Annotated in this window: 19 protein-coding genes and 2 pseudogenes; 9 read left to right on the top strand and 12 right to left on the bottom strand. The window is 64.4% G+C overall.

What is annotated here, in order from left to right:
* Positions 1-2: 2 nt before the first annotated feature.
* Together glyS and glyQ are read right to left on the bottom strand one after the other, a co-directional pair.
* Positions 3-2,057 carry a glycine--tRNA ligase subunit beta gene (glyS, locus tag F6X62_RS17980; RefSeq protein WP_054893030.1) on the bottom strand — a complete coding sequence of 685 codons (2,055 nt, stop codon included), beginning with the start codon at positions 2,055-2,057 and terminating at the stop codon, positions 3-5.
* Positions 2,054-3,001, bottom strand: a complete 948-nt coding sequence (gene glyQ / locus F6X62_RS17975) for a glycine--tRNA ligase subunit alpha (RefSeq protein WP_025337182.1) — start codon at positions 2,999-3,001, stop codon at positions 2,054-2,056. The genes glyS and glyQ overlap by 4 nt, the downstream gene beginning before the upstream one ends.
* A gap of 84 nt (positions 3,002-3,085) precedes the next feature.
* Here glyQ and F6X62_RS17970 point away from each other — a divergent pair, with 84 nt between their 5' ends.
* On the top strand, positions 3,086-3,637 hold the full coding sequence (locus tag F6X62_RS17970) for a DNA-3-methyladenine glycosylase I (RefSeq protein WP_153774304.1): 552 nt from the start codon (positions 3,086-3,088) through the stop codon (positions 3,635-3,637).
* A gap of 41 nt (positions 3,638-3,678) precedes the next feature.
* The gene (locus tag F6X62_RS17965; protein WP_054893032.1) at positions 3,679-4,566 is read left to right on the top strand and encodes a lysophospholipid acyltransferase; all 888 of its coding nucleotides are present in this window, start codon (positions 3,679-3,681) and stop codon (positions 4,564-4,566) included.
* A 177-nt stretch (positions 4,567-4,743) separates the two neighbouring features.
* On the opposite strand, the gene F6X62_RS17960 is transcribed toward F6X62_RS17965, so the two are convergent.
* From F6X62_RS17960 to def, 5 genes are read right to left on the bottom strand one after another with little or no spacing between them, the layout of a single operon-like run.
* Positions 4,744-5,052, bottom strand: coding sequence for a tetratricopeptide repeat protein (locus F6X62_RS17960; protein ID WP_153774303.1), 309 nt, complete (start codon positions 5,050-5,052; stop codon positions 4,744-4,746).
* Positions 5,053-5,063: 11 nt separating this feature from the next.
* Positions 5,064-6,437 carry a Trk system potassium transporter TrkA gene (gene trkA / locus F6X62_RS17955; RefSeq protein ID WP_054893034.1) on the bottom strand — a complete coding sequence of 458 codons (1,374 nt, stop codon included), beginning with the start codon at positions 6,435-6,437 and terminating at the stop codon, positions 5,064-5,066.
* A gap of 24 nt (positions 6,438-6,461) precedes the next feature.
* Complete coding sequence (gene rsmB / locus F6X62_RS17950; protein WP_153774302.1) at positions 6,462-7,772, bottom strand: 16S rRNA (cytosine(967)-C(5))-methyltransferase RsmB; 1,311 nt, start codon at positions 7,770-7,772, stop codon at positions 6,462-6,464.
* On the bottom strand, positions 7,769-8,701 hold the full coding sequence (gene fmt, locus F6X62_RS17945; RefSeq protein ID WP_153774301.1) for a methionyl-tRNA formyltransferase: 933 nt from the start codon (positions 8,699-8,701) through the stop codon (positions 7,769-7,771). The genes rsmB and fmt overlap by 4 nt, the downstream gene beginning before the upstream one ends.
* Positions 8,702-8,761: 60 nt before the next feature.
* Complete coding sequence (gene def, locus F6X62_RS17940; protein WP_054893037.1) at positions 8,762-9,268, bottom strand: peptide deformylase; 507 nt, start codon at positions 9,266-9,268, stop codon at positions 8,762-8,764.
* 208 nt (positions 9,269-9,476) lie between these two features.
* Between def and dprA the strand changes: the two genes are divergently transcribed.
* From dprA to F6X62_RS17925, 3 genes are all read left to right on the top strand, one after another.
* Positions 9,477-10,574 (top strand): DNA-processing protein DprA, encoded by a 1,098-nt coding sequence (dprA, locus tag F6X62_RS17935; protein ID WP_153774300.1) that lies wholly within the window; start codon positions 9,477-9,479, stop codon positions 10,572-10,574.
* Between the two features lie 37 nt (positions 10,575-10,611).
* The gene (locus F6X62_RS17930; RefSeq protein WP_112897038.1) at positions 10,612-11,169 is read left to right on the top strand and encodes an L-threonylcarbamoyladenylate synthase; all 558 of its coding nucleotides are present in this window, start codon (positions 10,612-10,614) and stop codon (positions 11,167-11,169) included.
* A 456-nt stretch (positions 11,170-11,625) separates the two neighbouring features.
* Positions 11,626-11,928 (top strand): DUF6124 family protein, encoded by a 303-nt coding sequence (locus F6X62_RS17925; protein ID WP_153774299.1) that lies wholly within the window; start codon positions 11,626-11,628, stop codon positions 11,926-11,928.
* Positions 11,929-12,079: 151 nt separating this feature from the next.
* Here the strand turns inward: F6X62_RS17925 and F6X62_RS17920 are convergent, their stop codons facing one another.
* A complete protein-coding gene (locus F6X62_RS17920) occupies positions 12,080-13,057 on the bottom strand; it encodes an NADPH:quinone reductase (RefSeq protein ID WP_153774298.1) in 978 nt (325 codons plus the stop codon).
* A 133-nt stretch (positions 13,058-13,190) separates the two neighbouring features.
* Here F6X62_RS17920 and hemF point away from each other — a divergent pair, with 133 nt between their 5' ends.
* Together hemF and aroE are read left to right on the top strand one after the other, a co-directional pair.
* Positions 13,191-14,102 (top strand): oxygen-dependent coproporphyrinogen oxidase, encoded by a 912-nt coding sequence (gene hemF, locus F6X62_RS17915; protein WP_153774297.1) that lies wholly within the window; start codon positions 13,191-13,193, stop codon positions 14,100-14,102.
* A 25-nt stretch (positions 14,103-14,127) separates the two neighbouring features.
* Positions 14,128-14,952: a shikimate dehydrogenase gene (gene aroE, locus F6X62_RS17910; protein ID WP_153774296.1), complete on the top strand. Its 825-nt coding sequence runs from the start codon at positions 14,128-14,130 to the stop codon at positions 14,950-14,952.
* Positions 14,953-14,955: 3 nt separating this feature from the next.
* Here aroE and F6X62_RS17905 read toward each other — a convergent pair whose 3' ends face one another.
* The 3 genes from F6X62_RS17905 to betC form a co-directional block, all read right to left on the bottom strand.
* Positions 14,956-16,521, bottom strand: a complete 1,566-nt coding sequence (locus F6X62_RS17905) for a SulP family inorganic anion transporter (RefSeq protein WP_153774295.1) — start codon at positions 16,519-16,521, stop codon at positions 14,956-14,958.
* 68 nt (positions 16,522-16,589) lie between these two features.
* Positions 16,590-17,519, bottom strand: a complete 930-nt coding sequence (gene choX / locus F6X62_RS17900) for a choline ABC transporter substrate-binding protein (protein WP_153774294.1) — start codon at positions 17,517-17,519, stop codon at positions 16,590-16,592.
* A gap of 14 nt (positions 17,520-17,533) precedes the next feature.
* Entirely contained in the window at positions 17,534-19,051 is a 1,518-nt protein-coding gene (gene betC, locus F6X62_RS17895) for a choline-sulfatase (protein ID WP_153774293.1), read from the bottom strand.
* A gap of 111 nt (positions 19,052-19,162) precedes the next feature.
* Between betC and F6X62_RS17890 the strand changes: the two genes are divergently transcribed.
* Positions 19,163-20,065 carry a LysR family transcriptional regulator gene (locus F6X62_RS17890; protein ID WP_153774292.1) on the top strand — a complete coding sequence of 301 codons (903 nt, stop codon included), beginning with the start codon at positions 19,163-19,165 and terminating at the stop codon, positions 20,063-20,065.
* A 78-nt stretch (positions 20,066-20,143) separates the two neighbouring features.
* Positions 20,144-20,477 (top strand): annotated as a pseudogene (locus F6X62_RS17885) (DOPA 4,5-dioxygenase family protein).
* 90 nt (positions 20,478-20,567) lie between these two features.
* On the opposite strand, the pseudogene trpA reads toward F6X62_RS17885, so the two are convergent.
* Positions 20,568-20,696 (bottom strand): annotated as a pseudogene (gene trpA / locus F6X62_RS17880) (tryptophan synthase subunit alpha); the annotation flags it as partial.

Raw genomic sequence — 20,696 nt, 5'->3', positions numbered from 1 at the left:
GCTTACCCCAGCAGCGAGATGTCGGCCACGCCCAGGAACAGACCGCGCAGGCGGCTGAGCAGGGCATAACGGTTGGCGCGTACCTTGGCGTCTTCGGCGTTCACCATGACTGCCTCGAAGAAAGCGTCGACCGGATCGCGCAGGGCTGCCAGGCGTGCCAGCGATTCGCTGTACTGGCGTGCGGCAGCCATTGGCTGCACGGCCTGGTCGGCCTGCTGGATCGCCGAGTACAGGGAGAACTCGTTGGCATTGTCGAAGTACTTCGGCTCGACCTGGTCGGCGATGGCGCCTTCGGCCTTGCTCAGCAGGTTCGAAACACGCTTGTTCACCGCCGCCAGGGCCTCGGCTTCCGGCAGCTTGCGGAAGGCCTGCACGGCCTGCACGCGCTGATCGAAGTCCAGGGCCGAAGCCGGCTTCAGGGCACGTACCGACAGGTAGGTGGCCACGTCGACGCCTTCGTCTTCATAGCGTGCACGCAGGCGATCGAAGATGAACTCCAGCACCTGGTCAGCCAGGCCTGCAGCCTTGACCTTGGCGCCGTACTGCTTGACCGCGAACTCGACCGCAGCGGTCAGGTCCAGGTCCAGCTGCTTCTCGATCAGGATGCGCAGCACGCCGAGGGCGGCGCGGCGCAGTGCGTAGGGGTCCTTGCTGCCGGTCGGCAGCATGCCGATGCCGAAGATGCCGACCAGGGTGTCGAGCTTGTCGGCGATGGCCACGGCGGCGCCGGTGAGGGTTTCCGGCAACTCAGCGCCAGCACCGCGCGGCATGTACTGCTCGTTCAGTGCCAGGGCGACGTCTTGTGGCTCGCCATCGTTGACGGCGTAGTAGTAGCCAGCGATGCCCTGCATTTCAGGGAATTCGCCGACCATTTCGGTGGCCAGGTCGCATTTGGACAGCAGGCCGGCGCGGCCGGCGTTGGCTGCACTGCCGCCGATGAACGGGGCAATGTAGGCGGCCAGCCTGGAGACACGCTCGGCCTTGTCGAACACCGTACCCAGCTGGGCCTGGAACACCACGTTCTTCAGGCGTTCGTTGAAGGTTTCCAGAGGCTGCTTCTTGTCTTGCTTGAAGAAGAACTCGGCGTCGGTCAGGCGCGGACGCACGACCTTCTCGTTACCCTCGACGATCTGCTTCGGATCGCGGCTCTCGACGTTGGCGACAGTGATGAAGCGCGGCAGCAACTTGCCTTCGCTGTCGAGCAGGCAGAAGTACTTCTGGTTGTCCTGCATGGTGGTGATCAGGGCTTCCTGTGGCACTTCCAGGAAGCGCTCCTCGAACGAGCACACCAGCGGCACCGGCCATTCGACCAGCGCGGTCACTTCATCCAGCAGCGCCGGCGGCACGATGGCGCTGCCTTCCTGCTGCAGGGCCAGCTCTGCGGTGCGCTTGGCGATCAGCTCGCGGCGCTCGGCGAAGTCGGCCAGTACATGGGCCTTGCGCAGGTCTTCGACGTAGTTGGCCGGGGTGGTGATCAGCACGTTTTCCGGGTGGTGGAAGCGGTGTCCACGCGATTCGCGGCCGGCCTTCTGCGAGAGGATGGTGCAGTCGACCACCTGGTCGCCCAGCAGCATCACCAGCCACTGGGTGGGGCGCACGAACTCTTCACGGCTGGCGGCCCAGCGCATGCGCTTGGGGATCGGCAGGTCGTTGAGCGAGTCTTCGACGATGGTTGGCAGCAGGCTGATGGTGGCCTTGCCCGGAATGTGCTGGGAGAAACGCAGCTTGGCGCCGCTCTGGTCGATGTCCGACAGCTCCACGCCACACTTCTTGGCGAAGCCCAGTGCAGCCTGGGTCGGGTTGCCATCGGCGTCGAAGGCAGCCTGGCGGGGCGGGCCGTCGATGTTGATGCTGCGATCAGGCTGTTGCACGTCCAGTTGGCGGATCAGCACGGCCAGGCGACGCGGCGCGGCATAGACCGACTTGCCGGTGTAGTTCAGGCCAGCGGCCTGCAGGCCTTTCTCGATGCCGGCCAGGAATGCATCGCCCAGCGAGGCCAGGGCTTTGGGGGGCAGCTCTTCGGTGCCCAGTTCAACCAGGAAATCTTGCGCACTCATTGTGCAGCCTCCAGCTTGGCCAGTACTTCATCACGCAGTTCGGGGGTGGCCATCGGGAAGCCCAGGCGTGCGCGGGCTTGCAGATAGCTTTGCGCCACGTCGCGGGCCAGGGTGCGCACGCGCAGGATGTAGCGCTGGCGCTCGGTCACCGAGATGGCGCGGCGGGCGTCGAGCAGGTTGAAGGTGTGCGAAGCCTTCAGGACCATTTCGTAGGTCGGCAGCGGCAGGTCCAGCTTGATCAGGCGGTTGGCTTCGCTTTCGTAGAAGTCGAACAGCTCGAACAGTTTCTCGACGTTGGCGTGCTCGAAGTTGTAGGTCGACTGCTCCACTTCGTTCTGGTGGAACACATCGCCATAGGTGACCTTGCCGAACGGGCCGTCGGCCCAGACCAGGTCGTACACCGAATCGACACCCTGGATATACATGGCCAGACGCTCCAGGCCATAGGTGATCTCGCCGGTGACCGGGTAGCACTCGATACCGCCAACCTGCTGGAAGTAGGTGAACTGGGTCACTTCCATCCCGTTCAGCCAGATTTCCCAACCCAGGCCCCAGGCACCCAGGGTCGGCGATTCCCAGTTGTCTTCGACGAAGCGGATGTCATGGACCAGCGGGTCCAGGCCGATGGCTTTCAGCGAACCCAGGTACAGCTCCTGGAAGTTGGCCGGGTTCGGCTTGAGTACCACCTGGAACTGGTAGTAGTGCTGCAGGCGGTTGGGGTTTTCGCCATACCGTCCGTCGGCAGGGCGACGGCTAGGCTGCACGTAGGCAGCGTTCCAGGTCTCCGGGCCGACGGCGCGCAGGAAGGTGGCGGTGTGGAAAGTGCCGGCGCCTACTTCCATATCGTAGGGCTGAAGTACCACACAACCTTGCTCGGCCCAGTAGTTCTGTAGGGCGAGGATCAGGTCTTGGAAGGTACGCACGGCTGGCGTAGGCTGGCTCACGAAATTCACCTGTATCTGGGGATGCGGATGTAAAGAGCGGGAGTATAACCCGATTCGCCTCGCCCTCTACGTAATTGGAGCCTTATGCCACGCTGCTTTTGGTGTACCGACGATCCCTTGTATCAGGCCTACCATGACCAGGAATGGGGAACCCCGCAGCGCGACCCGGCGTTGCTCTTCGAGATGCTTTTGCTCGAAGGGTTCCAGGCGGGTCTTTCGTGGATCACCGTGCTGAAGAAACGCGAGCGCTATCGCCAGGTGCTGCAAGGCTTCGACCCGGTGCAACTGGCCGAGATGAGCGACGAGCGCATAGAAGAGCTGATGCTCGATCCCGGCATCATCCGCAACCGCCTCAAGCTCAATGCCGCGCGCCGCAACGCGCGCGCCTGGCTGGCGCTGGAAAACCCCGGCGAGTGGCTGTGGTCGTTCGTCGGCGGCGAGCCGAAGATCAACCATTACCAGGGGCGCGCCGACATCCCGGCGATCACCGACGAAGCCAAGGCAATGAGCAAGGCCCTGCAGAAAAAAGGCTTCACCTTCGTCGGTCCGACCATTTGCTACGCCTTCATGCAGGCCACCGGCATGGTCATGGACCACACCACCGATTGCGATCGCTACGCCGCGCTGGTGCGCTGAGGCGTTACAATGCGCGCCTTGCAGAAATAAGGAATTGGCCTGTGGAAAAGTTCAAGGGCGCCCTGATGGTCGGGGTGCTGCGCCTGTTCGCCAAACTGCCCTGGGGCGCGGTGCAGCGCGTCGGTGCCGGTATCGGCTGGCTGATGTGGAAAATCCCCAACGGGTCGCGCAACGTGGTGCGGATCAACCTCGCCAAGTGCTTCCCCGAGATGAACCCTGCCGAGCGTGAGCAGTTGGTGGGGCGTGCGTTGAAGGATATCGGCAAGTCTTTCGTCGAAAGCGCCTGGGCCTGGATTCGCCCGCCTCAGCAGTCGCTGGAGCTGGTCAAGGAAGTGCACGGCCTGGAAGTGCTCGAGCAAGCCCTGGCCACTGGCAAAGGGGTGGTCGGCATCACCAGCCACCTGGGCAACTGGGAGGTGCTCAACCACTTCTATTGCAACCAGTGCAAGCCGATCATCTTCTACCGTCCGCCCAAGCTGAAGGCGGTGGATGACCTGCTGCGCGAGCAGCGCGTGCAGATGGGCAACCGCGTGGCGCCTTCGACCAAGGAAGGCATTCTCAGCGTGATCAAGGAAGTGCGTCGCGGCGGGCAGGTGGGCATTCCTGCCGACCCTGAGCCGGCCGAGTCGGCGGGAGTGTTCGTGCCCTTCCTAGGCACCCAGGCGCTGACCAGCAAGTTCGTGCCCAACATGCTCGCTGGCGGCAAGGCGGTGGGTGTGTTCCTGCATGCCCTGCGTCTGCCGGATGGCTCCGGCTTCAAGGTGTTCCTTGAGGCGGCGCCCGAAGAGATGTACAGCGCGGATGTGGCTGTGGCTGCAGCGGCCATGAGCCGTGTGGTCGAGCGCTATGTGCGCGAGTATCCGAGCCAGTACATGTGGAGCATGAAGCGCTTCAAGAAGCGCCCGGCCGGCGAGCCGCGCTGGTACTGAGTTATCCACACTCTGTAGGAGCGGGCTTGTCCCGCGATCGGGCGCGAAGCGGCCGCAAACTCGGCAACCGAGATTTTCCTGATAGATCTCGGCGTCTGGTTTTACGGCCGCTTCGCGCCCGATCGCGGGACAAGTCGCAGCGGCGAACCGCCGCTCCTACAAGGACCGCGGCGTCTGTCAGGCCTTGTTGAGTTTCTTCAGGAACACGGTCATTTCTTTCTCGGCCTGCTTGTCGCCATGTGTCTGCGCCGCCACGATCCCCTCTTCCCAGGCCTTACGCGCCGCAGCGATATCGCCTTCAAGCTGATACGCCTTGCCCAGCAGCTTCCACGCAGCCGAGTATTTCGGATCCTGCTGCACACAACTGGCCAGGTGCACCGCGGCTTCGGCGCCCTTGCCTTCATCCAGCCAGGCCTTGCCCAGGCCAAACCTCAGCAGCGGGTTATCCACACCCTTTGCCAGCATCTTTTCCAGCGATTCGCGCATGCCTTCTTCTCCTAGAAGAAACTCAAGCCGACGTGGAACAGCTTCTCCACATCGCGAATGTGCTTTTTATCCACAACGAACAGGATCACATGGTCACCCGCCTCGATCACCGTGTCGTCGTGGGCGATCAGCACCCCCTCGTCGCGTATGATCGCGCCGATGGTGGTGCCAGGTGGCAAGGCGATGTCTTCGATGGCCTTGCCGATCACCTTGCTCGATTTCGAATCGCCATGGGCGACTGCCTCGATGGCTTCCGCTGCACCGCGCCGCAGCGAGTGCACGCTGACGATATCGCCACGGCGTACATGGGCCAGCAGCGTGCCGATGGTCGCCAACTGCGGGCTGATGGCGATGTCGATATCGCCGCCCTGCACCAGGTCGACGTAGGCCGGGTTGTTGATCAGTGTCATCACCTTGCGTGCACCCAGGCGCTTGGCCAGCAGCGACGACATGATGTTGGCCTCGTCGTCGTTGGTCAGGGCCAGGAAGATATCGGCTTCGGCGATGTTTTCTTCGAGCATCAGGTCTTTGTCCGATGCGCTGCCCTGCAGCACCACGGTGCTTTCGAGGTTGTCCGAAAGATGCCGGCAGCGTGCCGGGCTCATCTCGATGATCTTCACCTGGTAGCGGCTTTCGATGGCTTCGGCCAGGCGCTCGCCGATCTGCCCGCCGCCGGCGATGACCACCCGCTTGTTGGTCTCGTCGATACGCCGCAGCTCGCCCATCACAGCACGGATGTCTTTCTTCGCGGCGATGAAGAACACTTCGTCGTCAGCCTCGATCACCGTGTCGCCATGGGGCTTGATCGGCCGGTCGCGGCGGAAGATCGCGGCCACGCGGGTATCGACATTGGGCATGTGCGCGCGGATCTGGCGCAGTTGCTGACCCACCAGCGGGCCGCCGTAGTAGGCCTTGACTGCCACCAATTGGGCTTTGCCCTCGGCGAAGTCGATCACCTGCAGGGCGCCGGGGTGTTCGATCAGGCGCTTGATGTAGTTGGTCACCACCTGCTCGGGGCTGATCAGCACGTCCACCGGAATGTGGTCGTTGTCGAACAGCTCCTCGCGGCTGAGGTAGGACGATTCGCGCACCCGGGCGATCTTGGTCGGGGTGTGGAACAGCGAATAGGCCACCTGGCAGGCGACCATGTTGGTCTCGTCGCTGTTGGTCACCGCCACCAGCATGTCGGCGTCATCGGCGCCGGCCTGGCGCAGTACCGTGGGCAGCGAGGCGCGGCCCTGCACGGTGCGGATGTCGAGGCGGTCGCCCAGGTCACGTAAGCGCTCGCCATCGGTGTCGACCACCGTGATGTCGTTGGCTTCGCTCGCCAGGTGTTCTGCCAGCGTACCGCCTACCTGGCCTGCGCCGAGGATGATGATCTTCATCCGCTACTCCCTTACCTTTCGTTCTTATCCGCGCGAGGCGGCGATCTTGATCAGCTTGGCATAGTAGAAGCCGTCGTGGCCGCCTTCCTGGGCCAGTAGCTGGCGGCCGTGGGGCTGGCGCAGACCGGCCTCGGTTGCCAGGTCGAGCTCACGGGCACCGGGGGTGCGGGCGAGGAAGGCGTCGATCACTTCGGTGTTCTCGGTCGGCAGGCTCGAGCAGGTGGCGTAGAGCAGCATGCCGCCGACTTCGAGTGTCGGCCACAGCGCATCGAGCAGCCCACCCTGCAGTGCGGCCAGGGCCGGGATGTCCTCGGCCTGACGGGTCAGCTTGATGTCCGGGTGGCGGCGGATCACGCCGGTCGCCGAGCATGGGGCGTCGAGCAGGATGCGCTGAAACGGCTTGCCGTCCCACCAACTGGCGGTATCGCGAGCATCACAGGCGATCAGCTCGGCATCGAGCTTCAGCCGGTCGAGGTTCTCGCGTACCCGCGCCAGGCGCTTGGCCTCCAGGTCGATGGCGACCATCTGCGCCAGGCCCGGCTCGGCTTCGAGCAGGTGGCAGGTCTTGCCGCCAGGGGCGCAGCAGGCATCGAGCACGCGTTGGCCGGGGGCCAGTTCCAGCAGGTCGGCCGACAGCTGTGCAGCTTCGTCCTGCACGCTGATCCAGCCGTCGGCGAAGCCCGGCAGGCCGCGCACGTCGCAGGCCTCGGCCAGCACGATGCCGTCACGGCTGAATGGGCAAGCGCTGGCGCCGATGCCAGCCTCGGCCAGCAGCGCCAGATACGCATCACGGCTGTGATGACGGCGGTTGACCCGCAGGATCATCGGCGGGTGAGCGTTGTTGGCGGCGCAGATGGCTTCCCATTGCTCCGGCCAGAACGCCTTGAGCGACTTCTGCAGCCAGCGCGGGTGGGCGGTGCGGACTACCGGGTCGCGCTCCATGCCGGCGAGCAGTTCCTCGCCCTCGCGTTGGGCGCGGCGCAGCACGGCGTTGAGCAGGCCCTTGGCCCAGGGCTTCTTGAGCTTGTCGGCGCAGCCGACGGTTTCGCCGATGGCGGCGTGGGCCGGAATACGTGTGTAGAACAGCTGGTACAGGCCGACCAGCAGCAGCGCCTGTACATCGGCGTCGGCGGCCTTGAACGGCTTTTGCAGCAGTTGTGCGGCAAGCAAGTCCAGGCGCGGCTGCCAGCGGGCAGTGCCAAAGGCCAGGTCCTGAGTCAGGCCGCGGTCGCGCTCCTCGACCTTGTCCAGTTGCGCGGGCAGCGAGCTGTTGAGCGAGGCCTTGCCGCTGAGCACGGCAGCCAGGGCGCGGGCGGCAGCCAGGCGTGGGTTCATTGGCCGAGCACCTTGCCGCTTGCGAACTTCTCGCGGCGGCTGTTGAACAGGTCGCTGAAGGCCAGGGCCTTGCCACCGGGCAGTTGCAGGCGGGTCAGGCTCAGGGCGCCGTCAGCGCAGGCGACCACCAGGCCGTCCTTGCTGGCACTGAGGATCTCGCCTGGCTCACCTTTGCCTGTGGACAAGTTCGCGCCCAGCACCTTCACGGTTTCGCCGTCGAGGGTGCTGTGGCACACCGGCCAGGGGTTGAAGGCGCGGATCAGGCGTTCCAGCTCCACGGCCGGGCGGCTCCAGTCCAGACGTGCCTCATCCTTGTTCAGCTTGTGTGCATACGTGGCCAGGGCGTCGTCCTGCACCTCGCCCTGCAGGCTGCCGTCGGCAAGGCCGGCGATGGCTTGCACCACAGCGCCAGGGCCCAGTTGGGCGAGGCGGTCGTGCAGGCTGCCGCCGGTGTCGTCGGCGCTGATCGGTGTGGTGACCTTGAGCAGCATGGGGCCGGTGTCCAGGCCCGCTTCCATGCGCATCACGGTTACGCCGCTCTCGGCATCACCGGCCTCGACGGCGCGCTGGATCGGCGCCGCACCGCGCCACCGTGGCAGCAGCGAGGCGTGGCTGTTGATGCAGCCAAGGCGCGGGATATCCAGCACCGCCTGCGGCAGGATCAGGCCGTAGGCGACCACCACCATCAGGTCCGGTTTCAGTGCGGCAAGTTCAGCCTGCGCGTCGGCATTGCGCAGGGTCTGTGGCTGGTACACCGGTACGTGATGGGCCAATGCGAGGGCTTTGACCGCGCTCGGCATGAGCTTCTGGCCCCGGCCGGCGGGACGGTCGGGCTGGGTGTAGACAGCCACGATTTCGTAAGGGCTGTCGAGCAGGGCCTTGAGGTGTTCGGCGGCAAACTCTGGGGTGCCTGCGAAGACGATGCGCATGGAGTTCTCGCTTCAAAAAAGAAAAAGGCTTGCCGGAGCAAGCCTTCTGGAAGGTGGGGATCAGGCTTGCTGGCGGTGCTGCTTTTCCAGCTTCTTCTTGATCCGGTCGCGTTTGAGCTGAGACAGGTAGTCGACGAACAGCTTGCCGTTGAGGTGATCGAACTCGTGCTGCACGCACACCGCCAGCAGGCCTTCGGCCTCGAGCTCGTAGGGCTTGCCGTCGCGATCCTGGGCCTTGACCCGCACGCGCAGCGGGCGGTCGACGTTCTCGTAGAAGCCTGGCACCGACAGGCAGCCTTCCTGGTACTGCCCCATGTCGTGGGTCAGCTCTTCGACGCTGGGGTTGATGAACACTCGCGGTTCGCTGCGATCTTCGGAAAGATCCATCACCACGACCTGCTTGTGCACGTTGACCTGGGTCGCGGCCAGGCCGATGCCGGGCGCTTCGTACATGGTTTCAAACATGTCGTCGATCAGCTGCTGCAGGGCGTCGTCGAACTCCGTTACCGGTTTGGCGAGGGTGCGCAGGCGCGGGTCGGGGAATTCGAGGATGTTCAAGATGGCCATAGGGTCAGGCAGTCACTGTGCGTTTGGTTGAAAACTGAGCACACATAATAAAGGGAAATGGAGCGTTCGGCACCTGTGAAGCTTGGCTAGGGTCTCTATGGGCTTGATAGCTGCCGTTTTGATCGACAGCTTTTCAAAGTGTTACTCACAAAGTTATCCACAGGATGTGCCGCTTCATTGGCCTCCTGCCGATCAAGGACGATCCACCATGAACCCATCCCGCTCGTCGCCTTGCACTCCGGCGGAACTGGAGGCGCGGCTGCGTCTGCATCGCCTTCCCGATATTGGCTTGCGTCGTTTCCATACCCTCATCGAAGCATTCGGCAGCGCCTCTTCGGCACTCAGCGCCCCGGCCAGCGCGTGGCGTGCTCTAGGCCTGAAGGCTTCCAGTATAGACGCCCGGCGCAGTGCGCAAGTACGCGATGGCGCATTGGCTGCAATGGCCTGGCTAGAGCGTCCGGGCCAGTGTTTATTGATGTGGGACGGCCCTGGATACCCGGCATTGCTGGCCGAGATAGACGATCCGCCGCCTTTGCTTTTCGTGGCCGGTGACCCTGCCCTGCTCGAACGGCCGCAGTTGGCGATCGTGGGCAGCAGGCGTGCTTCACCCCCGGCGCTGGATACGGCCGGTGCGTTTTCCCGTTGCCTGGCTCAGGCCGGGTTCACCATCACCAGCGGCTTGGCACTGGGTATTGACGGCGCCGCTCATCGGGCTGCGTTGAACGCTGGCGGCCACACGATCGGGGTGCTCGGCACAGGGTTGCAAAAACTTTATCCACAGCGCCATCGCGACTTGGCACGGGCCATGATCGACAGCGGCAGCGCGCTGGTTTCGGAGTACCCGCTGGACGCCGGACCACTGGCCGGTAACTTCCCGCGGCGCAACCGGATCATCAGCGGCCTGTCGCTCGGCGTGCTGGTCGTCGAGGCCAGCCTGGCCAGCGGCTCGTTGATCACGGCCCGGCTGGCAGCCGAACAGGGACGGGAGGTGTACGCGATTCCCGGCTCCATTCACCACCCGGGCGCCAAGGGCTGCCATCAACTGATTCGCGATGGTGCGCTGCTGGTGGAGAGTGTCGGGCAGATCCTCGACAGCCTGCGCGGTTGGCAGAACCTGCCTCCCGCGTCTGTGGAGAAATCGGGCCATCCACTGCTGGCGCTGCTGCATGCCGCTCCGCAGACCAGCGAGGGCTTGGCCCACAGCAGCGGGCTGCCATTGGCCCAGGTACTGGCCAGTCTGACCGAGCTCGAACTCGAAGGACGGGTCAGCAGCGAAGCCGGACGTTGGTTTGCCCGTTCCGCCTAAGTACACTGCGCATCAGGCTTAAAGCGGAGAGACAGCAATGGTGAGCAGTTGGCGTGTGCAACAAGCCGCGCGTGAGGTGAAGGCGGGTGCGGTGATCGCCTATCCGACGGAAGCGGTCTGGGGCCTGGGCTGCGACCCGTGGAACGAAGATGCGGTGTACCGCCTGTTGGCGCTCAAGTCACGCCCTGTGGATAAAGGCCTGATCCTGGTCGCCGACAACATCCGCCAGTTCGATTTCCTGTTCGAGGATTTCCCCGAAGACTGGATCGATCGCATGGGCAGCACCTGGCCGGGCCCGAACACCTGGCTGGTGCCGCACCAGGATCTGTTGCCCGAATGGGTGACCGGCCAGCACGACACCGTGGCGCTGCGGGTCAGCGATCATCCGCAGGTGCGCGAGCTGTGCGCGCTGGTGGGGCCGCTGATCTCCACCTCCGCCAACCCTGCCGGGCGGCCGGCGGCCAAGAGCCGGTTGCGGGTGGAACAGTATTTCCACAACGAACTCGATCTGGTGCTCGGCGGCGCGCTGGGCGGCCGCAGAAATCCGAGTGTGATTCGCGATCTGGTCACGGGCGAAGTAGTGCGGCCGGGGTGATTGTTCGACACTTGTAGGAGCGGGCTTGCCCGCGAAAAGGCCACCGCAGTGCATGGCACCGGCTCTGCCGGTGTTCGCGGCGATTCGGCGCCCCGAACAAGCCCGCTCCTACAAGGGAGAGAGGCGCCGCTCATCAGGGTTTTCTGATTCTGATCCTCAAGACTGCACATTTCTGATTTAGGGAAATATCCTACGCAGCCTGTCGATCGCCATTACCTTCTCAGTGGGAACGTCTACCTCTAGGCTCCAGACCGTCGCCGAACAACTTGGCGATCGGGTGTGGTAACCCGGGAAAACTGAGAAAGACAATGCCGTCATGGCGGCTGTACGCGGGAGGCCTTCGGGCCTACCGGGGTCTTTGTCTTTTCTCCTCCGGCTTACCACCCCGTGTACAGCTGCCACCCTCATTCGTGTGGTAACGAGTGTTGTGTCAGCAAATATCGAGCGAGAAATGACATGACCGATAAGCTGATTCCTGATCCACCACTCCCCAAAACCACCACCCACCCCTTCGGCCGCTGCGATGCCGGCCATCCCCCGCTCTTCACCGTCAACCCCGACATCGACCCCCACGACGCCTTGGTCCACGTCGCGCTCTACCTGCGCTGTGCCTACGACACTGGCATCAAAGCCATTGACCACCTGAGCGACAGCGGTCGGGGCATGTTCTGGTCGAGCCTGCATGCCATCGAGCTGGCGGAGGGCCTGGTCGAAGCGATGCTGGATGGGATCGAGTCTGCGGGTAGCCCCCAAGCCTGATGACTTGAGCAGAGCCCTCGGTGGGAGCGGGCTTTTCGGGGCGACGAACCGCGGTGTGCTTTTCGCGGGCAAGCCCGCTCCTACAGGAATCGCGCGGCATGCATGAACGGCGCTGAACCTGTAGGAGCGGGCTTGTCCCGCGATGGGGCCCTCAGGGCAACAGCACCGTCGACCCCACCGTCTGGCGCGCCGACAACGCTTCCTGCGCCTTCGCCGCCTCGCTCAACGGATAGCGCTGCTGGATATCCACCACCAGCTTGCCACTGGCAATCATTGCGAACAGGTCATCGGCCATGGCCTGGGTGTTCTCGGCGTTATTGGCGTAGCTGGCCAGGGTCGGCCTGGTCACGTACAGCGAGCCCTTCTGCGACAGAATTCCCAGGTTCACGCCACTCACCGCGCCGGAGGCATTGCCGAAGCTCACCATCAAGCCACGCGGGCGCAGGCAGTCGAGCGAAGTCAGCCAGGTGTCGGCACCCACGCCGTCATACACCACCGCGCACTTCTTGCCTTCGGTCAGCTCCAGCACCCGCTTGGCCACGTCTTCATGGCTGTAGTCGATGGTCGCCCAGGCCCCCAGCGCCTTGGCGCGTTCGGCTTTTTCGGGCGAGCTGACAGTGCCGATCAGCTTGGCGCCCAAGGCCTTGGCCCATTGGCAAGCCAGCGAGCCGACGCCACCTGCTGCGGCGTGGAACAGAATGAAGTCGCCGGGCTGCACCGCGTAGGTCTGCTTGAGCAGGTAATGGGTGGTCAGGCCCTTGAGCATCACGGCCGCAGCCTGCTCGAAGCTGATGCTGTCAGGCAGCTTCACCAGGTTCGCTTCCGGCAGGGTGTGGTATTCGCCATAGGCGCCCAGCGGCCCGCCGCCGTAGCCGACGCGGTCGCCGACCTTCAAGCGGGTGACGCCCTCGCCCACCGCATCGACTACACCCGCACCTTCGGTGCCCAGGCCTGAAGGCAGTGATAGCGGCGTGTAGAGCCCGCCACGGAAATAGGTATCGATGAAGTTCAGACCGATCGCATGGTTGCGCACGCGCACCTGCTGCGGGCCGGGCGGGGTCGGTTCGAAGTCCACGAGCTGCAGGACTTCCGGGCCGCCATGCTGGCTGAACTGAATACGCTTGGCCATCACACACTCCTGTTGTCGTCATCGCAAAGGCCCTCTATCGGACGCCTTTGCTTGACTGCCGTCAACTGCGGCGCGGCGCTGGCCGGTGGTATGCTACGCGGCGAATTCCTCCCTGCCCTTCCCAGGTGACCCGATGACCAGCCGCACCGAGGCCGTGAAGGCCTATCTGCTCGACCTGCAAGACCGCATCTGCGCCGCCCTCGAAACCGAGGACGGCGGCGCCCGCTTCGTCGAGGACGCCTGGATTCGCGATGCTGGCGGCGGTGGTCGCACCCGGGTGATCGGCGAGGGCAAGCTGATCGAGAAAGGCGGGGTCAACTTCTCCCATGTGTTCGGCGCAGGCTTGCCGCCGTCGGCCAGCGCGCACCGTCCGGAGCTGGCCGGGCGTGGCTTCGAGGCGCTGGGCGTGTCGCTGGTGATTCACCCGTACAACCCGCATGTGCCAACCTCCCACGCCAACGTGCGTTTCTTCATCGCCGAGAAAGAGGGCGAAGAGGCGGTGTGGTGGTTCGGCGGCGGCTTCGACCTGACCCCGTACTACGGCAACGAGGAAGACTGCATCCACTGGCACCGCGTCGCCGAACAGGCCTGTGCCCCCTTTGGCGCCGACGTGTACCCGCGCTACAAGGCCTGGTGCGACCGCTACTTCCACCTCAAGCACCGCGGCGAACCCCGTGGCATTGGCGGGCTGTTCTTCGATGACCTGAACGATTGGGATTTCGACACCTGCTTCGCCTTCATCCGTGCCATCGGCGATGCCTACATCGAGGCCTACCTGCCGATCGTGCAGCGGCGCAAGAACACCCCCTACACCGCGCAGCAGCGCGAATTCCAGGAATATCGCCGTGGGCGCTATGTCGAGTTCAACCTGGTCTACGACCGCGGTACGCTGTTCGGCCTGCAATCCGGCGGACGTACCGAATCCATCCTCATGTCGTTGCCGCCGCAGGTTCGCTGGGGCTACGACTGGAAGGCCACCCCTGGCAGCGAGGAAGCGCGCCTGACCGAGTACTTCCTGCAGGACCGCGACTGGCTCGGTCAGTGAGCCTGTGGATAAACGAGGAATTCCCATGGACCAGTACGTCGTTTTCGGTAATCCCATCGGCCACAGCAAGTCGCCGCTGATCCACCGCCTGTTCGCCGAGCAGACCGGCCAGGATCTGGAATACAACACCCTGCTGGCGCCGCTGGACGAGTTCAGCGACTGCGCTCGCGGTTTCTTCAAGCAGGGCAGCGGCGCCAACGTGACCGTGCCGTTCAAGGAAGAAGCCTACCGCCTGTGCGACAGCCTCACGCCACGGGCGCAACGCGCGGGCGCGGTCAACACCCTGACCCTGTTGGCCGATGGCACGCTGCAGGGCGACAACACCGATGGCGCAGGCCTGGTGCGCGACCTGACGGTGAATGCCGGGGTCACGCTGGCGGGCAAGCGCATCCTGATTCTCGGCGCCGGTGGTGCGGTGCGTGGCGTGCTGGAGCCGATCCTGGCCCATAAGCCGCAATCGCTGGTGATCGCCAATCGTACGGTGGAAAAGGCCGAGCAGCTGGCGCGCGAGTTCGATGAACTCGGGCCGGTGGTCGCCAGCGGTTTTGCCTGGCTGCAGGAGCCGGTGGACGTGATCATCAACGCCACCTCGGCGAGCCTTTCGGGGGAGTTGCCGCCGATCGCCGAGAGCCTGGTCGAGGCCGGTCGCACCGTGTGCTACGACATGATGTATGGCAAGGAGCCGACGCCGTTCTGCCAGTGGGCGACGAAGCTTGGGGCGGCGAAAGTGCTGGATGGGCTGGGAATGCTCGCCGAGCAGGCGGCCGAGGCGTTTTACGTCTGGCGCGGGATTCGGCCTGACACCGGGCCGGTGCTGGATGAATTGCGGAGGCAGTTGGCGCGGGGGTAGGGATTACTCCTCGAACCTGATCGGACACCCGTCGATCCCCTCCAGCTTCTGCAACTCCTCCACCACCTGGGGCCTGGCCCGATGCAGGGTCAGGCTGCCGCCATTGCGCGCCAGCCGGCGCGCCTCGCGATGCAACATATCCACACCCGAATAGTCGATGAAGTTGATCTGCCGCGCGTCGATTACCACATGCGGCCCCTGGCAGCGCTGCAGGCGTACCTGCAGGTAATGCGCGGCACCGAAGAAGATCGAGCCACCGACCCGCAGCACGTCCGCCTCCCCTTCACGGCTCTGCTGCACCCGTGGCCGCGAGGTGCGCTTGAGGTAGAAGAACAGCGACGCCAGCACTCCCGCATAGATCGCCGTCTGCAGCTCCAGCAATAGAGTCGCCGCCGCGGTCAGCGCCATCACCAGGAACTCCGAACGGCTGACGCGGAACAGCGCGCGAATCGCCTTGTGATCCACCAGTCCCCAACAAATCAGCAGGATGCTGCCGGCCATCGCCGGGATCGGCAGGTGAGCGATGAGCCCGGCACCGGCCACGGCGAACAGCGCCACCCACAGCGCCGAGAACACCCCGGCCATAGGGGAGCGGGCGCCCGCCTCGAAGCTCAGCCCGGAGCGGGTGAACGAACCAGACGACAGATAACCCGAGAAAAACGCCCCGACCATGTTGGAAACACCCTGGGCGCGAATCTCCTGGTCGGCGTCGATCAGTTGTTCGGAACGGGCTGACAACGAGCGGGCGATCGACAGGCTGGTGACCAGCCCGAGCATGCCCACCGCCACGGCGCTGGGCAGCAGGCGCAGGATCAGGTCCAGGTCGAGCAACGGCAGCGGGCTCAGGGGCGGCAGATGGCCGCTGAATGCGGGAACGCGGGGCACGTGAGCGAAGTATCCGGGCAGCAGCCACGCCACCAGGCTCACCAGTACCAGGCTTATCAACAGCGCCGGCCAGCGCGGGCGCAGGAGCTTGATGGCGATACCGATCAGCAAGGTGGCCAGGCCCAGCCCCAGCGAGGGCAGGTCCACTTCTCGGGCATGGGCGAACAGGTCCTGGGCCGTCTTGAGTGCTGTGGCCTGGCTGGGCAAGTCGATGCCCATCAGGTTCGGCAACTGGCCAAGGGCAATGACGATGGCGGCGCCCAGGGTGAAGCCGAGCACCACTGAATGGGAGACGAAGTTGACCAGCGTGCCGAAGCGCAGCAGCCCGAGCAGCAGCTGGAACACCCCGCCAAGAAAGGTCAGCAGCAGGACGAGGGTCACGTAGTCGCTGCTGCCGGCCACGGCCAGCGGGCTGATACTGGCGTAGAGGACGATGGAGATGGCGGCGGTGGGGCCGCAGATCAGGTGCCACGACGACCCCCACAGGCAGGCGATCAGTACCGGCACGATGGCCGCATACAGGCCGTACTCGGCGGGCAGGCCGGCAATCAACGCATAGGCGATGGACTGCGGCAGGGCGAGGATCGCGCCGCTCAGACCCACCAGCAGGTCCTGGCGCAGGCTGCGGCGCGATTGCCGGGGAAGCCAGGTCAGGAAGGGCATCAGCTGGGTCAGGCGGGGCATGGGTTATTCACAGTCCTGAGTTTTGCCCCTTCCTGGAGCGGATTCATACCCACCGCGGCAGCGGGCAATCAGAGTTTGGCCTTGACGGCCTCCAGTGCATCACCGCCAGCCTTGCTGCTCACGCCGGCGAGCCACGCCTCCAGGACTTGTGGATGCGCCTTCACCCACGCCTTGGCTGCCTGGTCGAAACTGACCTTCTTGTCCACGACCTCGGCCATGATGGCGTTCTCCATATCCAGGGTAAATGCCAGGTTGCCCAGCAGTTTCGCGGCATTCGGGCAGGCCTGTGGATAACCGTTGCGCACCAGGGTGAACACCTCGCCCTTGCTGCCGAACCATTTCTCGCCACCGGTGAGGTAGTGCATCTTCAGCTTCACGTTCATCGGGTGCGGTGTCCAGCCGAGGAAGGTGATGAACTGGTTCTTCTTCACGGCGCGGTCGACCTGCGCCAGCATCGCCTGCTCGCTGGACTCGATCAGCTTCCACTGCCCGAGGTTGAACTCATTCTTGTCGATGATTTCCTTGAGCGACAGGTTGGCCGGCGCGCCGGAGCCGATGCCGTAGAGTTTCTTGTCGAACTGCTCGGCGTGTTTCTGCAGGTCGGCGAAGTCCTTGATGCCGGCATTCCACACGTAGTCGGGCACTGCCAGGGTGAACTCGGTGCCTTCGAGGTTGCGCGACAATTGTTTCACGTCGCCGGTGGCGATGAATTTGTCATGAAAGCCCTGCTGCGCGGGCATCCAGTTGCCGAGGAAGGCATCCACGCGGCCGTCTTTCAGGCCGCCATAGATGATCGGTACAGCAAGGCTGTCGATCTTCACCTGGTAGCCCAGGCTTTCGAACAGCAGGCGGGTGATGGCGTTGGTGGAAGCGATATCGCTCCAACCGGGGTCAGCCAGTTTGACGGTGCTGCATTGCGTGTCGCTGTCGGCCGCTTGGGCGGTCAGGGCGCTCAGGCCCAGGGCCAGGGCGATCACGGCGGTGGAGAACTTCTGCATGGCGGCCTCTCTTCTCAATCCATGGGTGCGGGCTGTGGATAACGTGCCTTGCGCTCGAGGTCATCGAGATCGATATGGTTGCGCATGTACTGTTGGCTGGCGTCGACCAAGGGTTGGTGATCCCAGCTTTTCAGCTTGCCGATGGCCAGGGCCTCGGCCACCAGACGGCGGCGGCGTTGGCTGGCCAGCACCTGCTGGCGCAGGCTGGAAACGTCCCAGCGTTGCCTGGCTTCATCGACAAATGCCTGCAGCAAGCCCTGGTGGTCCGGGCTGCCGGTGAGGTTCTCCCGCTCGTGCGGGTCGCGGCTCAGGTCGTAGAGTAGGCACGGGTCGTCTTCGCTGTACACGAACTTGTACGCGCCACGCCGAATCATCATCAGCGGCCCGACCGTACCCTCGGCCATGTATTCGCCAATCACCTCATCGTGCCCGCCCTGCCCTTGCAAGTGGCCGAGCAGCGAGCGGCCGTCCAGGTGCAGGCTGTTATCCACAGCCCCGCCTGCCAGCTCGACCAGGGTCGGCAGCAGGTCACAGGTGGACACGCTGGCACTGACCCGCGCCGCGGCGAAACGCTTGGGCGCATGGACCAGCAGCGGCACCCGCGCCGACATCTCGAACCAGTGCATCTTGTACCAGAGCCCGCGTTCGCCAAGCATGTCGCCATGGTCGCCGGAGAACACGATCAGCGTGTCGTCGGCCAGGCCGCAATCCTCGAGGGTCTGCAGCAGCTTGCCGATGTTGTCGTCGATGTAGCTGCAGGCGCCGAAGTAGGCGCGGCGCGCGTCGCGGATCTTGTCCACAGGCAGCGGCTTGTTCCACAGGTCATAGACCTTTAGCAGGCGCTGCGAGTGAGGGTCTTGCTGGTCCTGGGCGATTTCGTCGCGTGGCAGGGGGATATCCACAGACTCGTAGAGATCCCAGTAGCGCCGGGGGATGGTGTAGGGGTCGTGCGGGTGGGTCATCGAGACGGTCAGGCAGAACGGGCGACCGTCACCCTCGCGAACGTGGTCGTACAGGTACTGCTGCGCCTTGAACACCACTTCCTCGTCGAAATCCAGCTGGTTGGTGCGCACGCACGGCCCGGCCTGCAGCACCGAGGACATGTTGTGGTACCAGCTCGGGCGCACCTCGGGGGCGTCCCAGTTCACCGCCCAGCCGTAATCGGCGGGATAGATGTCGCTGGTCAGGCGCTCTTCATAGCCGTGCAACTGGTCAGGGCCGCAGAAGTGCATCTTGCCCGACAGCGCGGTGCGGTAGCCGAGGCGGCGCAGGTAGTGGGCGTAGGTGGGAATGTCGGCGGGAAAGTCCGCGGCGTTGTCATAGGCGCCGATGCGACTGGGCAACTGGCCGCTGACCAGTGTGAAGCGCGACGGCGCGCACAGCGGGCTGTTGCAGTAGGCCGAATCGAAGACCACTGCCTGTTCGGCGAGGCGGGCGAGGTTGGGCATCCTGATCGGCGAGGGGTTGTAGATCGGCAGCATGGGCGCGGCCATCTGGTCGGCCATGATGAACAGGATATTGGGTTGCTTCATGGGGTGCCCTTCCATCGTCGAACGTTATGTGAATTGCTTGCGATCGAGGATGCGACTGTGGATAACATGGGTAAAGCCCATGGCGGGCAATGACTGGGATTAGCTGAGCTTATGTTTGAGCACCTTGCGGGCATGTCACTGGAAAGCTTGCGTGTGTTCGAGGCGGCGGCGCGTCTGCGCGGTTTTACGGCGGCGGCACTGGAGCTGGGCACCACTCAGCCGGCTGTGAGCCAGCAGGTCAAGCGGCTCGAGGCGCAGTTGGGCACGCGCCTGTTCGACCGGATCTACCGGGGTATCGCGCTGACGGATGCGGGCCAGTCGCTGTTCGAGCAGGTCCACCAGGGTTTGCAGGCGATGGATGAAGGCATTGCCGAGGCCAGCGGTCGCGGGCAGCGCGAGGTGTTGCAGGTGGCCACCGACTTCGCCTTTGCCGCCTTCTGGCTGATGCCCCGGCTGCAGCGTTTTCACGAGGCTTATCCACAGGTGGACGTGAGCCTGGTGACCGGCGAGCGCAGCCAGGGGATGCTGCGGCCCGATATCGATGTGGCCGTGCTGTTTGGCGACGGGCGCTTTCATCAGGGCGAAAGCCGCTGGTTGTTCGATGAAGAGGTCTTTCCGGTTTGCAGCCCTCGGCTGACTGATGGCAAACCCCTGTCAGCCGTGGCTTTGCAACGATTGCCCTTGTTGCATCTACGCGGTGAACAGGCCAGTGGCTGGTTCGACTGGGCGGGGGTGTTTCGCGGTTTCGGCGTGGTCAGCCCGCCACCACCAGGGCAGTTGCGCTTCGATAACTACACCTTGCTGATCCAGGCCGCGATTGCCGGGCAAGGGGTCGGGATTGGTTGGGGGCATCTGGTCGATGGGTTGGTCGAGCAGGGATTGCTGTGCCGGCCGGTGGAAGGGAGTTTGCGTTCGTCGCGTGGGTATTACGTGGTGTTGCCCCCGCGCAAGCGGCGTGGGGCGTTGATCGAACGGTTCGTGGAGTGGCTGGAGTGCGAGCGAGGGACTCAGTGATGCCGTCACGGAGCAGGCCCGCGACGAGGCCCTCCGGCGTATAGTCCTACCCGCAACCCCCGCATTTCAGGAGCTATCGTGCAAAGGATCAAGGGCTACCATGCCCACGTGTACTACGACGCCTCGACCCAGGAACAAGCCCGGCAACTGTGCGAAGAGGCGGCTCGGCTGTTCCCCGTGACCATGGGCCGCATGCACCAGAAACCGGTCGGCCCGCACCCGGGACTGGAGTTGCCAACTGGCCTTCGGGCCGGAGGTGGTGGGTGTGGTGTTGCCGTGGCTGGCGCTGTATCGCAGGGGCTTGGTGGTGTTTTTGCATCCACTGACCGGCGATGAGCTGGCGGACCATCGCGATCATGCGATCTGGATGGGGGCGATCAGGCCATTGGACCTGTCGATCTTCAAGCAATAGCGGTGGTCGATTCGCCGGTAAACCCGCTCCCACAGGGTTCGGTGTCATTCCTGTGGGAGCGGGTTCACCGGCGAAGAAAGCGCTACCGGGTCAGCCCCGAGCGCCGCGCACCCCTTCAGCCAGCGCCGAGCACAGGCTCAGTACATCGCTCACAGCCTGCTCGGGTGACTTGGCCTGGGCGATCTTGTCGACCAGTGCCGAGCCCACCACCACGCCATC

Origin of the sequence: Pseudomonas sp. MNR3A (assembly GCF_009650575.1) — a bacterium.
In the GTDB taxonomy this organism is placed as follows: domain Bacteria; phylum Pseudomonadota; class Gammaproteobacteria; order Pseudomonadales; family Pseudomonadaceae; genus Aquipseudomonas; species Aquipseudomonas machongensis.
The sequence above is the reverse complement of the archived record's forward strand: the minus strand, read 5'-3'. Positions and strand labels throughout refer to the sequence as shown.

Excerpts from the sequence above, each read along its gene's own strand:
- F6X62_RS17925 (WP_153774299.1), top strand. The coding sequence starts at position 11,626 with ATGACCGATAAGCTGATTCCTGATCCACCACTCCCCAAAACCACCACC.
- F6X62_RS17890 (WP_153774292.1), top strand. The coding sequence starts at position 19,163 with ATGTTTGAGCACCTTGCGGGCATGTCACTGGAAAGCTTGCGTGTGTTC.
- F6X62_RS17930 (WP_112897038.1), top strand. The coding sequence starts at position 10,612 with ATGGTGAGCAGTTGGCGTGTGCAACAAGCCGCGCGTGAGGTGAAGGCG.
- choX (WP_153774294.1), bottom strand. The coding sequence starts at position 17,519 with ATGCAGAAGTTCTCCACCGCCGTGATCGCCCTGGCCCTGGGCCTGAGC.
- glyS (WP_054893030.1), bottom strand. The coding sequence starts at position 2,057 with ATGAGTGCGCAAGATTTCCTGGTTGAACTGGGCACCGAAGAGCTGCCC.
- rsmB (WP_153774302.1), bottom strand. The coding sequence starts at position 7,772 with ATGAACCCACGCCTGGCTGCCGCCCGCGCCCTGGCTGCCGTGCTCAGC.
- aroE (WP_153774296.1), top strand. The coding sequence starts at position 14,128 with ATGGACCAGTACGTCGTTTTCGGTAATCCCATCGGCCACAGCAAGTCG.
- trkA (WP_054893034.1), bottom strand. The coding sequence starts at position 6,437 with ATGAAGATCATCATCCTCGGCGCAGGCCAGGTAGGCGGTACGCTGGCA.
- F6X62_RS17960 (WP_153774303.1), bottom strand. The coding sequence starts at position 5,052 with ATGCGCGAATCGCTGGAAAAGATGCTGGCAAAGGGTGTGGATAACCCG.
- F6X62_RS17920 (WP_153774298.1), bottom strand. The coding sequence starts at position 13,057 with ATGGCCAAGCGTATTCAGTTCAGCCAGCATGGCGGCCCGGAAGTCCTG.
- betC (WP_153774293.1), bottom strand. The coding sequence starts at position 19,051 with ATGAAGCAACCCAATATCCTGTTCATCATGGCCGACCAGATGGCCGCG.
- def (WP_054893037.1), bottom strand. The coding sequence starts at position 9,268 with ATGGCCATCTTGAACATCCTCGAATTCCCCGACCCGCGCCTGCGCACC.
- fmt (WP_153774301.1), bottom strand. The coding sequence starts at position 8,701 with ATGCGCATCGTCTTCGCAGGCACCCCAGAGTTTGCCGCCGAACACCTC.
- F6X62_RS17905 (WP_153774295.1), bottom strand. The coding sequence starts at position 16,521 with ATGCCCCGCCTGACCCAGCTGATGCCCTTCCTGACCTGGCTTCCCCGG.
- dprA (WP_153774300.1), top strand. The coding sequence starts at position 9,477 with ATGAACCCATCCCGCTCGTCGCCTTGCACTCCGGCGGAACTGGAGGCG.
- hemF (WP_153774297.1), top strand. The coding sequence starts at position 13,191 with ATGACCAGCCGCACCGAGGCCGTGAAGGCCTATCTGCTCGACCTGCAA.
- F6X62_RS17970 (WP_153774304.1), top strand. The coding sequence starts at position 3,086 with ATGCCACGCTGCTTTTGGTGTACCGACGATCCCTTGTATCAGGCCTAC.